Below are 14,859 nucleotides of genomic sequence, written 5' to 3'. Positions count from 1 at the left end.
AAGGTGCCGTCCGGATCAGTATCGTCAGACGACCTGACCCGGACGGCTCCGCCCGCCGCCCGCCACCATCAGCCAGTCGCAGCGAGGCCACCGCCATGACACGACACTGGACGACACTCCGCGTCTCGGACCACGGCTTCGCAGTGTCCGACCGCGGTGAGATGCCGATGACCCCAGGAGCTTGGAGCAACGGCTTGATCCGGCCATTGCCGTTCGGAGCCCTGGTCTTCACCGGCATCAGCCACGGACGCGTCCGGGTGTGCGCGGCCGTCACGGACCGGGAGCCACCCGACGTCGAGCCCGGTCCATGGGAGGAGATCGTCGATGTGAGTGTGACCGCCCCCTACGGGCAGCTACGGGTCGATTCCTACGACAAGGGACCACCTGCCGAACTGCCCTCGCTGAGCCCAGGCGGAGCCGGAACCTACCGACTCCGGGTGCATGCCCAGGGCCGCGACCTCCACTACGACCAGGTCCACAGCGATCCCGGCGAGGCCTATTTGATCATCGGGTGGCCATCGCCTCCCGCACCCGAACGCATCCTCCGTAGCACCGACCGCTGCGGACGATCGCTCCGCCAGACCCAACCACCCTCCCTCCCGGAACCATCCGCCGACCCCGTCCCGGCCCACGCGCAGGACGAAATGCGCACCCGCGCCCGCAACCACGACGCCCTCCTCGGCCTCATCGCCCAATACAAGTCAGGCGAACAGCCAGACGGGCACTAACGGCTACGCCGACGCACCTGATGGAGGTGTTCTGGGATCGAGTTGAGCGTGTGCTTGGGCGCGGAGTGCCGGTGGACTATCGGCGGTTCGCGGAAGCGTTCGGGTCAGGCGTGTTCGCCGACTACGTCAAGGTTGCCTCGCCCGTGCACACTGAGCCGTCGTAGAATTGCTAGGAGTGGATGATCCGCGATGACCGGTGCCGGCCGTGTGCCTTCTGGCAGTTCGGACGACCCGACACGCCACCCAGGTCGCGAGCCTCGGCTGGCGGAACACCGAGGCTCGGGATCCGACGGGTTGACATAGGCCGTGAACGCAGCACGGTGCTACGGTTTACGCGGTCGCGGTGCTGCGTACAGATCCACACGCAGGAGGTGTTCCGCGAGCAAGGGTCGGGGACGCACCCGCAGGTACGCCCCGACTTGTTACCTGGGCAGCAGATCGACGATCGAGGCGATCAACGCGACGACCTGTGCCAGGAGGCCAACGGTGACGGCGGCCCGTGCGGAACTGCCATTCCGCTTGGGCCTCCGCGTCGAACGCCTACGGCGTCCACCCTCGACCGTTCTTCTTCGGATCACACAACCTCCCTGGACTCATCCACTCGCGTGGACGTGTCGAGACCTTCCCGACCCGTCGACGTGGTCGGGAATGGTGTGATCGGTGATCCGTCGCTGACTGTATCGGGCGCTGACCATCGCCCTGGCAGGCCACTGCATCTGTGGATAGCCCTGTTGCCGGTGAATAGCCCGCCTACGCGTGTTTCTCCTGTTCCCGCCGTCTTGGCCCGCCTCGCTGTTGCGGTCAACCTGAGTCACCCGACGTGAGGGCACGGCGGGCCGCCCACGAGCACGGCGGCAACGGTCGACGTGGTCGTCTTCGATCAGGTGGCCCAGTCAACGTGCCGTCACCTCCGCAGGATGCGCTGGTCACCGTTGGGCGGTGCCTCTCCGGTCGAGGCCCGCCTGGCCCTGTTCGCTGTCGTGGTGTCGGCGAACGTAGCGTTCCCGGCGATGTCGGCAAAGTGGGTGCACCCGAAATATTCAGCTCACCAGAGCCCTCGACAGCCGAACCCGTACGGTCGGTCGGTCACAAGGCAGCCTGCCCACGCGGGAGGGGTGGCTCTACCTGGCCACGGTTATTGATCTGCACACCCGCGAGGTCGTCGGACACGCGATGGCCGACCACATGCGCGCCGAGCTGGTCCCAGACGCCCTCAACCTCGCCGTCCGACGCGGTCTGATCAGCGACGATGCGGTTTTCCACGCCGATCGCGGGTCGCAATACACCTCAGGGTTGTTCCGCTCCGCGCTCGCCGGGCACGGCATCCGGCCGTCGGTGGGGCGGACCGGGTCGTGCTTTGACAACGCCGTCGCGGAGTCGTCCTTCGCCACCCTCAAGACCGAGATCGGCATTACCGTCCGGGACACCCACGAAGCAGCCCGACGCGGCGTTTTCGCCTACCTGGGCTACTACAACCACGACCGTCTACATTCGACACTCGGCTACCGCACCCCGCACGAAGTCCGTATCGGCTATCGTCAAGGTCTCACCCTCGTGGCATGAAATCCGGTGTCCGGTCTTCGGGGACAACCTCACTCGGAGCGGAACCGAATGAGGAGGCAGCTGTTTCGGAAGCGGCGGTATGGACGAGGAACACAGCATCCGAGATCACGGTCAAGCGGAGCGTGCTGCAACGGCAAGGGGCGCAGTGGACGGGAGACGTAGGAGGGCAATGGCTTCGGTCATCGCCCCGAACTCTTCGTCCAGGACGTCACCACCCTGCCGGATCAAGGCGGTGTTCAGGTTGATCAGCGCACTTGCCATGGTCCGTTGATGGACGGTGCCGCCCTGCTTCGCAACCCGCTGTCCGCAGGCCAGGCCACATGGGGTGATTTGGTGCCGGGGTCGCTGCCGTCGCGGCGACACGCCGTCATCCACGGGCCCAGAGCTACAGGGTTGCCCAGACACTGAACGATGATGGACAGATGAGTAGAGCGCCCTTCTTCCCCGAGCAGGTGGACCGGTTGTGCCGGGACCGTCGCGGGTCGGACGGCGACACACCCTTCGATCTCGATGCCGCGGGGTTTCTCGACGTCTCCGTTCGATGGTGGCGCACCGCCGGTGCGGCGCTGCCCGGCGGGTTGCTCACGCCGGAGGAAGCCTCCGGTGGCGGGGCGCTGGTGTTGCTGGGCGAACCGGGTGTGGGCAAGAGTTCGGCGTTCCGCCGCTTGGTCGACGGGCTGACCGACATCACCGACCAAGCCGACGGCGACAAATCCCACGCGGTGCTGTGGGTCGACGGTGGCGATCTGGTGGACGCTTCCTTCGACGAACTCATCGGCGTCCATCTCAAGGGACTGGCCGCGCCTGGACAGCCAGCTGGCGAGCTGAACCACCCTCGGTTGACCCTGGTCATCGATCAGCTGGACGAGAGCCCCATGCGGGAGTGGTTGCCCGGCAGGTTGGGCCGTGCACTGGATCGCATACCGCGAGGCGCGGTCCGGTTGCTCATAGCGTGTCGTACCGCGGACTACCCGCCGGCCCTGACCGACGTGCTGAACCGCCACGTGGACGACTACGTCCTCGCGGACCTGGCGCCGCTGACGCGAGCGCAGGCGGTCCAGTTGGCGAGCACCGTGCACGACGACGGGCAGGCGCTGGTGGAAGCCGCCGTCGCGGTGGGGGCGGGTGCGCTGGCCAGCGTGCCGCTGACGCTGGAGCTGCTGGTGCGGATCCACAACCGCGAAGGCCGGCTGACCGGCGGCCCGGCCGCCTTGTTCGCCCAGGGCACGCGGCTGTTGGCCGAGGAACCGGACCGTTATCGCAATTCCGAGCAGTTCAGCGTCGACCAGCGCTTGGCCGTCGCCGGACGTATCGCCGCACGGCTGTTGCTGTCGGGTCGCCGCAGCATCTGGATGGGCAGCGGTCTGGACGCCCGGGAGGAGACCGACCTGGTCGCCGGGAGCCTGGCCGGTGATCAGGAGCGGACGACCAGCGGCGTGTTCGACGTCAGCCAGGCGGCGATGAAGGAAACGCTGGGCACGGCGTTGTTCACCGCGCACGGGCAGGACCGCCTGGGGTTCCGGCACTCGTCGCTGGGCGCCTACCTTGCCGCCCGCTACGTCCACGACCGGGACTTGCCCCGCCACCAGCTGGTCAGCCTGTTCCTCGTCGACGCACCGGATCGCGACACCGCCGGCATCCCAGTGCCGTTGCGCGAGGCCGCGACGTGGCTGGTCGCCCTCGACCCGGCCAACACCGAATGGCTGGCCGCGGCCGACGCGGAGAGCCTGGTCGCGCACAGCGTCATCGTCGACTCCGAGCCGATCCGGTCGCTGGTCGTCGCCCGCCTGCTCGACCACGCGGGCGAGGTGGAACTCAGCGAAACCGGATGGGTGCCCGGACGCTGGCAAGTCGCCCACCCCGGTCTGGCCGAGCAACTCAGACCAACGCTCGAATCGACCGCACCCGGCTCCGAGTGGTCCGAACACGCCCGAGTGCGCCTGGCCGTACGGTTGGCGCGCGACGCGGCCGTCGCCGAACTGGCCGACCCGCTGCTGGCCATCACCGAACACGACGGCTGGGACATCTACGAGCGCCGCCACGCCGCGGTGACGGCCATGGAAGCCGCACCCGACATCGCCGCACCCCGCCTACGCGCCCTGCTGCACACCCTCCACGCGCCCGCCGACACCACGCCGCCCATCGAGATGGAGGAGCTGGAGGGCACGCTTCTGCGGTTGCTGTGGCCTCATTACCTGCCGTTGCAAGAGATGTTGCGGCACGTGCGCCCGTCACAGCGCTCGTGGTACGGCGAGTACGAACGCTTCGTGTCGGAGATGGCCAACGACGTACACGCCGACGACTTCGACGCCCTGCTGCGGTGGGCCTGCGCCCGCGTCGGCGGACCGGCACCTACCTCTTCCATCAGTCCGATCCTGTCCATCGACCCCGACGACAGCGACATAATGCTGCCCCTGGACGACGAGCCGATCGGCCAACTCCCGTCGAAGCTGCTGCCCCCCATCGTCAACCGCGTCCTCGGCTCACCGGTCGCGCACGAACACCTCGGCATGGTCGCCACCCTGCTGTGGTCCCAACTGCGTGACTACGAACATCCACCGATCCCCGCACCGCTCGATCTGGTCGACGCCGATGGTGTCGAACCGGAAGCCACCACAACGCTGCGCCGAGCACTGGCGAGCCGCCTGGTCCAGCAGGCGGTCGCCGACGACACCGGGCGCCGCAACGCCGACGTGTGGGCCATCGCCAACGACTGGGAGACCGCCCGACGGCGAGTAGGTCAATACCCACCACCGGACGGGCTCCATGAAGCCGAACGCGCCGCACTGCTGGACAGCAGCGACTTCGCCTGGGCACTCGACCAAGCCGACCAAGCGCGCGAGTCCGGACAGGACGACCTGGCCGCGGCGATGGGGCGACTGGCGTCCCACCTGTTCAACGGATACGACCCCGACATCCTCGCCCTTGCCTACAATCACCAGGACAATCCGGCCTGGGAGCACATCCGCTGGGTCTACGACGGCGTACCACGCGACAGCGACCTCGCCGACGCCATGCGCAATGCCGTCCGCCACGGCCACCCCAGACAGTGGGATCAGTCGGAGGAGTTCATCGAGGCCCAGCGTGATCGCCTGCGCCTCGCCCTGGGCGACGACCCTAATGCGTTCTGGTCGCTGGCTTGGAACCTCCAGTTCGACCCCTTTACCGGCCAGCAGGTCTACCCGAAGTCCGACGACCTTCGGACGTTCGTCGGGGTCAGCGTTTTGGGAGACGATGCCGAAACCGAACTTCTCACCGCAGCCCTGGCCTACCTGGACCACGGACACGACCACCGGGACAGTTGGCTCGGCCAAGGAAAGATCCACTATCCAGCGTGGGCCGGCTGCCTGGCGATCACCCTGCTGCACCACACCGGCGGACTCCACCGCATCACCGACGCCCACTGGACGGCATGGGCGGGCGCACTGTTGAGCCCCTTTACCTCCGCCGACAGCGGAGAGGGCAGCGACCGCAGGAGACACCTGCTCCGCATCGCCACCCAACGCGTTCCCACTGTGGTCGCCACACTGCTGCGAGGCCTGGTGCACAACGATCTCGTGCGAGGCGAGCGCCCCCTGGAGCTTGGGCACTTCGGCGCGGACTACTCACCACACATCGCCGACACCATGCTCACACTGATCGACCAGATCGCCTCCGCGCTCGACGCCGCGTCAACACCGTCACTATGGCCCGGCGCCGACCTGAACAAGACCTCCGAAACACGCACCGCCGCGATCAGCACCTGGGCCGAACTCCTGGCGCCCTTGGTAACGGCAGAGGACCCAAGAGCGCTCAAGATCGCCGCCGACACCCTCGCCCGCGCCGGCGCAGGCACCTCCCAGCGCAGCCTCGCGGTTCAAGCAGGCTGCATCCTGCTACGCCACGACCCGGCCCGGTTCTGGCAACCGACAGCCACCACAGCCCGCACCGACGACGACTTCGGACGCGAACTCGCGCTGGCCTGCGCCTCCAGACACATCCGGGAAGCCATCCTCGGCCGCCTCGACGAGGAACAACTCGCCGACAACCACCGGTGGCTCAGCACCCTGTTCCCGCCTACCGCCGACACCGAACGCCTCGAACCAGGACGGATCACACCTCGCGACGAGGTCCGCTCCTGGCGCATGGAGTGCGTGCGGACCCTGGGCCAACGAGCCACCCAGGCCTCCGTCGACCAACTGCGCCGCCTTGCCTGCGAGCACCCCGACGACCTCGAAGTCGCCGCAGCCCTCATCAATGCCCGACGCCGCGTCCAAGCCACCCGATGGACCGACAACACCTCGGTCGACAACATCACCGAGATACTCAACGACCCCAGCCGCAGACTGATCCGCTCCAACACCGAGCTGGCCAAACTGCTGCTCGACACACTCGCCGACATCGCCGATGACCTGCCAGCCCACGGCGAACTGCTCTGGAACCACACCCCAACCCGAACCCGTAGCGCCAGCGGCACGACGCCGGAAACCTGGGCCCCCAAGTTCGAAGCCGCCCTGTCCGCCTACCTAGCCCACGAACTCAAAATCCGGCTCCACGGCCGCGGCATAGTCGTCAACCGCGAGGTCTTGATCCTCCCGCGAGACGCCTACGGCGCCGGTGACCGCACCGACATCCTGGTACAAACCACGACGTATACCAACACCAGTGGTAACCAGACTGACGAACAGCCCACCGTCGTCATCGAAGTCAAACCTACGTGGAACCGCGACCTAGTCAACTCCTATGAAACACAACTCGTCCATCGCTATCTTCCGGAAGCCGGAACCGACACGGGGATCTACGTCATCGGTTACTACCCCCTAAACCAGTGGACAGCACAGGACTATCGAAAAACCAACGCCAGAAGGTTTCCCCCGGATACCCTATACGGATTGAAAGATCAGGCGCTGCGACTCAACAAGGAACTGGGTGTCCATACGACACCTTTCATCCTCACAATCCCGCACCCGGAAGCCGTGCAAGTCAACTGACCCCGGGCCAGTACAACCGTTACGAGCTTCGACCCGTTGCGGTACCAAGCACTTCGCACCGATCGAGTCATTCAATACATGGGCCTTCGATGCGATCGACAGGTCGACGCCCAACCGTGTGCCACACAAAAAGTCATCGTCGCGGGTCAAGCCACGCTGCTGGCGAGTTGAGAGCATGTCAGGGGAATCGTGTCCCTGCTGTACGGGTGACCCGGAAGCTGGTGGCCGCCCCGTCAGTGCTGCTTCACAGCGAGGCGACGAGGAACGCCGAACTTCTCGTGCTGCGCCACGAGAACGCGGTGCTTCCCCGACAGCTCGCGAGCCCGGTCCGCTACAATTCCGCGAACCGACCCCCGCTCCTCAACCAGCGACGATGACTTTTTGAGCGGCACAGGTTCACGGTCGCATGTACCAGGTGGAGTCCGAGATAAATCTCGACGCCTCGTCCTTGGTGAGCTCATGAATCTCGTCGTCGGTAAGGCGGGCGACCTCCGTCCTGAATCGCTCGAACGCGCGGACAGCGAACTCGAAGCCGCTGTCGGAGGACACGTCGAGCCAACCCATTCCCAATCCGGCGATCCATGTTTCGAAGGCATCGAAGAAGCGGGACAATCGCACCGTGCTGCGCCGATACGGTATGGGAGTGCCCGACCTGGCACGGGCGACCCGCAGCGCCGCAGACTCACTCACTCTCATCGCCCAGGAGACGATCACTCCGTTCCAGGGCGACAACCTGAGCCTTTTCCAACCTCACCCGGCCGCAAGATGAAGAGCCGGAACGGCTCGGGTCAGGTCGGTGATGCGGGTGGTGGAGCAGCGGAGTCTGCGCAGAAGTCGCCAGGCTTTGAGGATGGAGACGGCACGTTCGCCCAGTGCGCGGATGCGGGTGTGGTAGCGGTTGACCGCCTGCTGTCCTGGCGGGAGTTGGTGCCATCGGCCGCGGTAGGGGACGCGGATCGCACCGCCGGCGCCTCGGTGGGCCTTGTCCGCGCACATGGGATGTCCGCTGCGGTGAGGGCGTCGACGATGCCGTGGGTGCGTGCTGCGGTCAGGTCGTGGGCCGAGCCGGGCAGTGCGGGCGAGGTCCACAGCAGGTGCCCGGCCGGATCGGCGAGGACCTGGACGTTCATGCCGTGGCGCTTATGCTTTCCGGAGTAGTACGGCCGGTCGGCGGCGACGCGGTCGATGCGTAACAGGGTGCCGTCGAGGATGACGTAGGCCTTGCGTGAGGCGACTTTCACCGCGTCGTCCAGGTCCGGTGCCAGTGCGGCCAGGAGTTCGACCGCTTCGTGGATGTAGCGGCAGACGGTGGCCAGGCCGATGCCGAACCCAGCCGCCAAGCGGGTATAGGTATCGCCGCACCGTAGGTGGGCCAGGACCAGCAGGGCTTGGCGTCCGGGGTCGAGGCGTCGCCACCTGCTGCCGATCCGGCGCCGGTGCGTGGTCGGTTCCCGCGCCCGGAACTGAAGGTGTGAACTGGACAGGTCGATCGCGGATGGGTGGACAAGCACTCGAAGCTCCTGGCGATGGCCTTGCTCTTGGTCGAGAAGTCATCTACCAGGAGCTTCGCCATGTCTCCACCACGGTCACCACCCACGCCGCCATGTTGGAAAGGGCTCACTGACCCGCGGACAGCTCGCCGTGTGGTACGCCGGTGGCTACCGGACCGCCACCTCGGCACGCCTGGCCGGGGTACGCGCGGCCTCGGACACGGCGCTGGCGACGCTCGTCCGCAGCACGACGGAGCAGGAATCCTGGCTGCCCGACCACTTCTAGCCACCGCATCCGCCTTGCGGTCAGGACAGATCCACGGGCAGTGCGAGGGCAGTGCGACCAAGGGTGATCCGGCTCCCGCGCCTCCCGCCACAACGCCGGGCTGTGGCGCACCACCGCCACTCGGCGGAGGTCCCGTCGAACCGCGCCAGCGTGCATCCACGATCCCCGCTGTACACCGCGAAGACTGGCACACCAGGGCTCAGCACCTCACCAACCGACCTGGATATCAGCAGGCCTGCACGGCCCGAAATGTCGCGACTACACCGCCTGCCCCCACGTAGCCGGAACCCATCGGCGCAGACCAACAGCACTTCGGTAAAAATCCTCGTGGAGTATTTGTTCTTGGATCTGTCGACACGGCCGTCTCGGCAACGTACGACCGCAGAAGCCTTGTGCACCAACTGCTGCCTGCTAGTCAGCGAAGATTCCACCCGCGCTCTTTGACGCCTTTCACCGGCTCGCAGAAGAGTTCGACCTGCGAGCCGGTGAAGGGCGTAATCACTTGCGTCGGGATGACGCGGCCATAGTCAGCCACGTAGCTGCAATGAACCGAATGCCGAGCGACACGAGTTTCCCTCAGTTCGGTTGACCGTCCCGCTCGTGCCGATTCGTCGAGGGACGCTATTCGCTCGACTTGACCTCCGCTCGCGCACGAAGAAGCAGCCGCAGCACGTCCAGAGCCCGCTGGCGTCGCGCAGGTTTTCCCGAGTACACGGCGGCGGTCGCCGCCCCGAACACGGCAAGCATGTAGACGAGCGAGCAGAACTGGGCGATCACTGCTCCGCCCCGAACGAGGTCCATCAGTGCGGAAGTGGTCATCCACGCCTCCGAGAGTGTGAGGTGCTGCGCGGGTCGCAACGGGTTCGAGGTCACCCCTTCCAGATAGTTTCCGGCGACACCCGAAGGGCGATGACTTTCATTTTTGCAGGTCAGAGGCTCGGATTCGGACTTGGCGCACGATGGCGTTCCCCTTGCTCGGCCCGCTACGGTGTGGCTCGTGGACGATGCCGACGAGCCGGTAACCGCCAAGAGTGAACTGCTGACGGACCTGAGAGACCTTCACAAGTCCGCAAAGGCGAAGAATCCTCGCATGACCTACGACGAAATCTCGAAGCTGGTCAAGACCAAGGGGGCGGAGGTAGGGCGTGCGTCCTTGGGCGACTACCTGGCGGACGGGGGCACCACTCTCCCTAGCCGAGGGGTGCTCGTAGCCTTATACAAGGTTTTTTCGGAAGCGATCCTGCCGGACAGTCCCGTGTCGACCCTGGAGCAGGTGGAGCGGAGATTCGAGCGGGCACAGGAGGAGAACAAAGAAGCCCAAATCCAAGGCGGCAGTCGAACCAAGCACGAAAGGTCACCGGACGGCAGCCCCGGCAGGCTCGCCAAGATCACGAACGAAGAAAAAGCGGGCCGCGACTACTGGAATCGAGTTACGGCCGACATCGCCGCATACAAACCCGGCCTCCTGCGTCGCCGATGCGAGTTCGGAGAGGTGTTCACAGATCTCGATACCGCTGCCCCCCTGGCCCGCGAGTGGTTACGGGACGCGGTACGAGACGCCTTCGAGGACCTCCAACGGCAGCACCAGGTACCTGGCGGGTACGTGTTCGTCGAAGGCGACGCGGGCGTGGGCAAGACGACCTTCGCCGCGTGGTTGACCGCATGGGACGAGGACGCGATACCGCATTTCGTGCTCTCGACCAGTCCCGAGACCAGGAACGGCGAGACCGCGCTGCGCAGCCTCGCGGCCCAGATCGTCGCCCGGTACCGACTCGGCAAGTTTCTGACCTCGAAGGGCATGCTGTCGGCCGCAGCCGACGGACCCGACGGGCTGATCAGGGTCCTCAACGCAGCCCTCGACCCGAAGCACAATCGCGGGCACAGGATCGTCCTGGTCATCGACGGCCTCGATCAGGCTCTGCCCGAGCCGGGTGATCCGGAGCACCCCGATGGCGCGTACCTCCCGCTTGGGTTGCCCGCGGAAGCGCTCCCCGCCGGTGTGTACGTGGTGGCGACCCTGAGGAAGGGGACGGACCTCCAGGTGCGGCCGGCCCGCAGCAGGGTGATCAGTCTGGACGTTGCCGACGAGCGCAACCTCCAGGATCAGGTGACACACCTGCGCGCCGCCTTGGTTAAGGAGGGCGCGGTACCTGCCGAATTAGGAGCCGATATCGACCAACTGGTCGCCAGAGTGGCCACAGTGTGTTGGGGCAGCTGGATCTACCAGCGCTACCTGCTGGCGGACCTGCGCGCTGGCCGGATCACCACCATCGGCGAACTGTGGAATCTTCCCGCCACCGTGCAGGGCTACTACGCCAAGGTGCTCGGCGACCTGCGTCGCTACACCGACGGGTCGGACGTCGAGGCGTCGAACGGCAATCCGGAACAAGCCCCGTCGCGGTACTCCGCCAGGGTTGTTCCCGCCCTGTGCGCGCTCGCCGCGGCTCAGGTGCCGGTGTCCGCCGACGTGGTGACGGCATTGGCGGGCCTGGCGGGCCAGGAGGCGGACGTTGTGGAGCGGTTTCTCAGTGGACCGCACCTTGGTGCGTTCGTCCGCCGAGACCGCGACCAGGGCTTCGGGACGGCCCGCTACAGCCCGTACCACGGGAGCTTTCGCGACTTTCTGAGTCGCACCGATCCCGATCCCGAATCCCGGGGGGACATTGAGCAGCTCGCCGTGGCCAAGCAGGCGCGGCACGCCCATCACAGGATCGTCGACCGTTACCTCACCGCTTGGGGAGGACTCGACGCAGGGCTTCCGGTCCTGCTCGCCAATGCTGCGGCGGCGGACCTCGATGATGGTTACGGTGCCCGTTTCCTGGTCCGGCACTTGGCCTTCACCAGTCGCCACGCCGAGCTGCACAAGCTGCTCCGAGCCGAGGGCGCGATCGCCGACAGTGGACGCCCGGTCAACATCTGGGCGCACATCCACGCAGGCGATGTGAATCGCTATCGCCGGCATCTCTCCAGTGCCCGCAGCCTCGCTGCCCGGCCTGTCGACGGCGCGGAGCCGGACCTGGCTCTGGACTGCCGCTATCTGCTGATGTTGGCATCGGTGCGCTCGGCTAGGCGCTCGACCAGCCCGGCGATGATGGCCGAACTGGTCCGTAGAGGCCTGGGAAGCCCGATCGACGCACTGGCCCAAGCGGCAGGGGCCGAGGACCGAGAAGAACGAGTGCGGATGGTGGAGGCGCTCGCCCCGCATCTGCGCGGGTACGCCGTCAAGGTGGCATTGGACCTCCTGGGAAGCCCGAAAGTGACGGAGCTGGCCACATACTTCATCCTGGTCGACCATCTGGAGGGTCCGGCGCGGGAGGAGGAGATCAGCCGCGTATGGAATCTGCTTTGCAACGAGGCGGACGACAAGCTGGACGATCGGCTGCGCGCAGTGCTTCTCGTTCCTCTTGCGCCACTGCTGAGCGAACAGGAGATGATCGACGGGGCGGCCGATGTGGCGCTGACCCTGGCCAGGTCCACCCACGAGATCGTCGTCAACGGCACGGAGCGACGTACCGTGGTGGGCTACGGCACCGATCCCGCGCTGTGCGCGCTAGCACGACGCGTCTCCGAGCAGAAGGTGCAGAGTCTGCTCGACCGCGCCGAAGAGCTGATGGAGAGGAGCCATGATCCGCTGCTGGCCAGGGCACTGGTACCCCGGCTGTCGGGCGTGCAAGTCCTGACCCTGGCGGAGACGGCGCGGCGCACCCAGTCCGAGACCTACTTCGACGACCCTGCCTGGGCGTCCGTGATCGGGCAAACGGACTGGCCCCGCCAGCGGGCATTGGACGCACTCCGCAGCGACGGCAGCCACTACGGGGTCCAGTTCGCCTGGAGGCTCGTCCACGCCGCACCACACCTGTCGCCGGAAGAACGGGCACGGATCACCGGCTCGTGGCGCAAAGCTGGCCGTAAATCCGCACGGGCGTGTGTGTTCGCGGCGCTGGCACCGTGGATGCCTCCGGCGGACCAGCACGAACTGATCGACCTGGCGCTCAGTGACCTCGAACGGGACACCGATTCGTGGATCGTGACCCTCGAACCGGCCCTGACCTGGCTGGCCCCCGTCGTTCGCGGCGACCAGGCGGTGCGCGCGGCGAAACTGGCACGACGACTCGACCACAACAGCGACCTCCGGTCTACCGTCGAACCCGACACTCCTGTGGTTCCGACGATGCTGCGTGGGATGCCGCAACTGGAACGCGATCGACTGCTCGGCGACTACTTCGAGGAAGCACGCCGACTCGGAACTCAGGGGAAGGGCCGCGCGGCGGAGATCATCACGGCGTTCGCCCCGCTGATCGCTGACAAGGTGGTGTCTCATGTGCAATCCGAGCTTGCCCTCGACACTGCGACCGGCTTCACCGGTGGCAACCGGGTCGCCGCGGTGGAAGCCCTGCTGCCGTACCTGACGGACGGGCAACTCAGGCGGGTCACCGACCAGCAGGTCTCGCTCGGGGAAGGCCGCGCCGTGCGAGCGGCCCAGGCGGCGGCGCGCGCGACGCTCGGGCGTCTGGACGAGGCGATCGACATGCTCGGCGACGACATCGCCGCCCTGCTCGCACTGGCCGCGACGACCGACCCCGGAAGTGACCGACACCGGCAGGTCCTGGACCGGATTGTGACCGTGGCTCCGGACACGGTGGGCGCAATGCTTCCGTTGTTGCCGGAGCAGAAGATCCTCTTCTTCTACGAGTCGGAGTACGTCACCGAGGTGCTCGCCGCGATACCCGATCGGCGTCCCTACACCCGGCGGCTGTGCAAGGGCCCGTACCGCTCGGGCTACGGGTTGGACTACTCCGCGATGCTGCGCCTCATGCTGCCGTACATGACCGAACGGGAACGGAACAAAGCCTTTGGGGCAATCATCCGTGACCCCAGCGCGATCCAACGTGCCAACGGATTTGCCGTCCTGTCCCTGTATCCGCCGAAGGCGATGCCAGACCGGGCACAAGAAGTCGCCGACCAACCAGGAACCCAGGACGCTGGGGTCCACGTCACCCTCGCGGCTGGGCTCGTCCGGCTGCTGCCCGAGCACGAGCGCCCTGCTGCCGCCACCGCAGTACTAGGTCGACTCGGAGAAACCAGTAGTCCGACAGTCATGCGAATCGTGCTGGACTGCATCGCCCCGTACTTGACCCCCGAGCAACGACTGGCCCTGGTGACCAACTCGACCGGCCACCTGGCTCCGGTCGCGGTACTCGTCCCACTGCTCAACTGCGCCACGGCCTCGGAGCGGACCGCCATCCTGCGCGCGATGGCTTCCCACTACGGGAGCTACGCACACAGCGAGGGAATCCTGTCCACCCAGCAACTGAACGCCGTCGGAGACGGTGCCGTGTGGTTCTGGCAGGACCTGTTCGACCGAATCCACAGGTTCACCCGCCCCCACCACAAGGTGGCTCTGCTCTCCACGGTCCTCGCACACGCCTACCACATCCGCTGGTACGCCGACGACCGCGCGGACGCCATCACGCCGGAGACACCCGCTATGGTAGGGCCGATCGGACCTGCCTTGTCGAACCTTCCTCGACCCGAACTCCTCGTCGCACTCACGAGTGCATTCCGGCACATTCACGTGCTGGGCGGAAAAGCGGCCGTCGAGGAGACGGACCAGGCCATCGACGATGCCAGGCGCTGGTGGGCCTGAGCCGCCATGGACGGTGTTAACGGGACGTGCTGCGGCCCTCTCGGGAATAGGTGGCCGGCCAACCGTGCCCGTCCTCGTCCTGGCACGCTGGCGCAGCGCGAAGTGCGCGACACAGCCCCCCGGACGATTCGCCAAGCGCGAAGTCCGGGCGGGTGGTCAGACAGGCTCCGCCTGA

7 protein-coding genes and 1 pseudogene are annotated in these 14,859 nt (G+C 66.6%); 5 read left to right on the top strand and 3 right to left on the bottom strand.

The genetic code is table 11. The features are described from left to right. Positions 1–167 precede the first annotated feature (167 nt). From ACQPZF_RS27280 to ACQPZF_RS27270, 3 genes are all read left to right on the top strand, one after another. Positions 168–728 carry a hypothetical protein gene (locus tag ACQPZF_RS27280; RefSeq protein WP_433261603.1) on the top strand — a complete coding sequence of 187 codons (561 nt, stop codon included), beginning with the start codon at positions 168–170 and terminating at the stop codon, positions 726–728. Between the two features lie 1,038 nt (positions 729–1,766). Beyond that, positions 1,767–2,291: an IS3 family transposase gene (locus ACQPZF_RS27275; RefSeq protein WP_433274712.1), complete on the top strand. Its 525-nt coding sequence runs from the start codon at positions 1,767–1,769 to the stop codon at positions 2,289–2,291. A 422-nt stretch (positions 2,292–2,713) separates the two neighbouring features. After that, positions 2,714–7,261, top strand: coding sequence for an NACHT domain-containing protein (locus tag ACQPZF_RS27270; protein ID WP_433261601.1), 4,548 nt, complete (start codon positions 2,714–2,716; stop codon positions 7,259–7,261). 396 nt (positions 7,262–7,657) lie between these two features. On the opposite strand, the gene ACQPZF_RS27265 is transcribed toward ACQPZF_RS27270, so the two are convergent. After that, positions 7,658–7,975 (bottom strand): hypothetical protein, encoded by a 318-nt coding sequence (locus ACQPZF_RS27265; RefSeq protein ID WP_433261599.1) that lies wholly within the window; start codon positions 7,973–7,975, stop codon positions 7,658–7,660. Between the two features lie 36 nt (positions 7,976–8,011). Further along, positions 8,012–8,637 (bottom strand): annotated as a pseudogene (locus ACQPZF_RS27260) (transposase family protein). Between the two features lie 265 nt (positions 8,638–8,902). On the opposite strand from ACQPZF_RS27260, the gene ACQPZF_RS27255 reads away from it, so the two are divergent. After that, the gene (locus tag ACQPZF_RS27255; protein WP_433261597.1) at positions 8,903–9,037 is read left to right on the top strand and encodes a hypothetical protein; all 135 of its coding nucleotides are present in this window, start codon (positions 8,903–8,905) and stop codon (positions 9,035–9,037) included. Between the two features lie 621 nt (positions 9,038–9,658). Here ACQPZF_RS27255 and ACQPZF_RS27250 read toward each other — a convergent pair. Further along, positions 9,659–9,856, bottom strand: coding sequence for a hypothetical protein (locus tag ACQPZF_RS27250; protein WP_433261595.1), 198 nt, complete (start codon positions 9,854–9,856; stop codon positions 9,659–9,661). 178 nt (positions 9,857–10,034) lie between these two features. Here ACQPZF_RS27250 and ACQPZF_RS27245 point away from each other — a divergent pair, with 178 nt between their 5' ends. Further along, entirely contained in the window at positions 10,035–14,684 is a 4,650-nt protein-coding gene (locus ACQPZF_RS27245; protein ID WP_433261593.1) for an NACHT domain-containing protein, read from the top strand. Positions 14,685–14,859 lie beyond the last annotated feature (175 nt).

This window comes from Actinosynnema sp. CS-041913, from assembly GCF_050942485.1.
Lineage (GTDB): Bacteria > Actinomycetota > Actinomycetes > Mycobacteriales > Pseudonocardiaceae > Actinosynnema.
The sequence above is the reverse complement of the archived record's forward strand: the minus strand, read 5'-3'. Positions and strand labels throughout refer to the sequence as shown.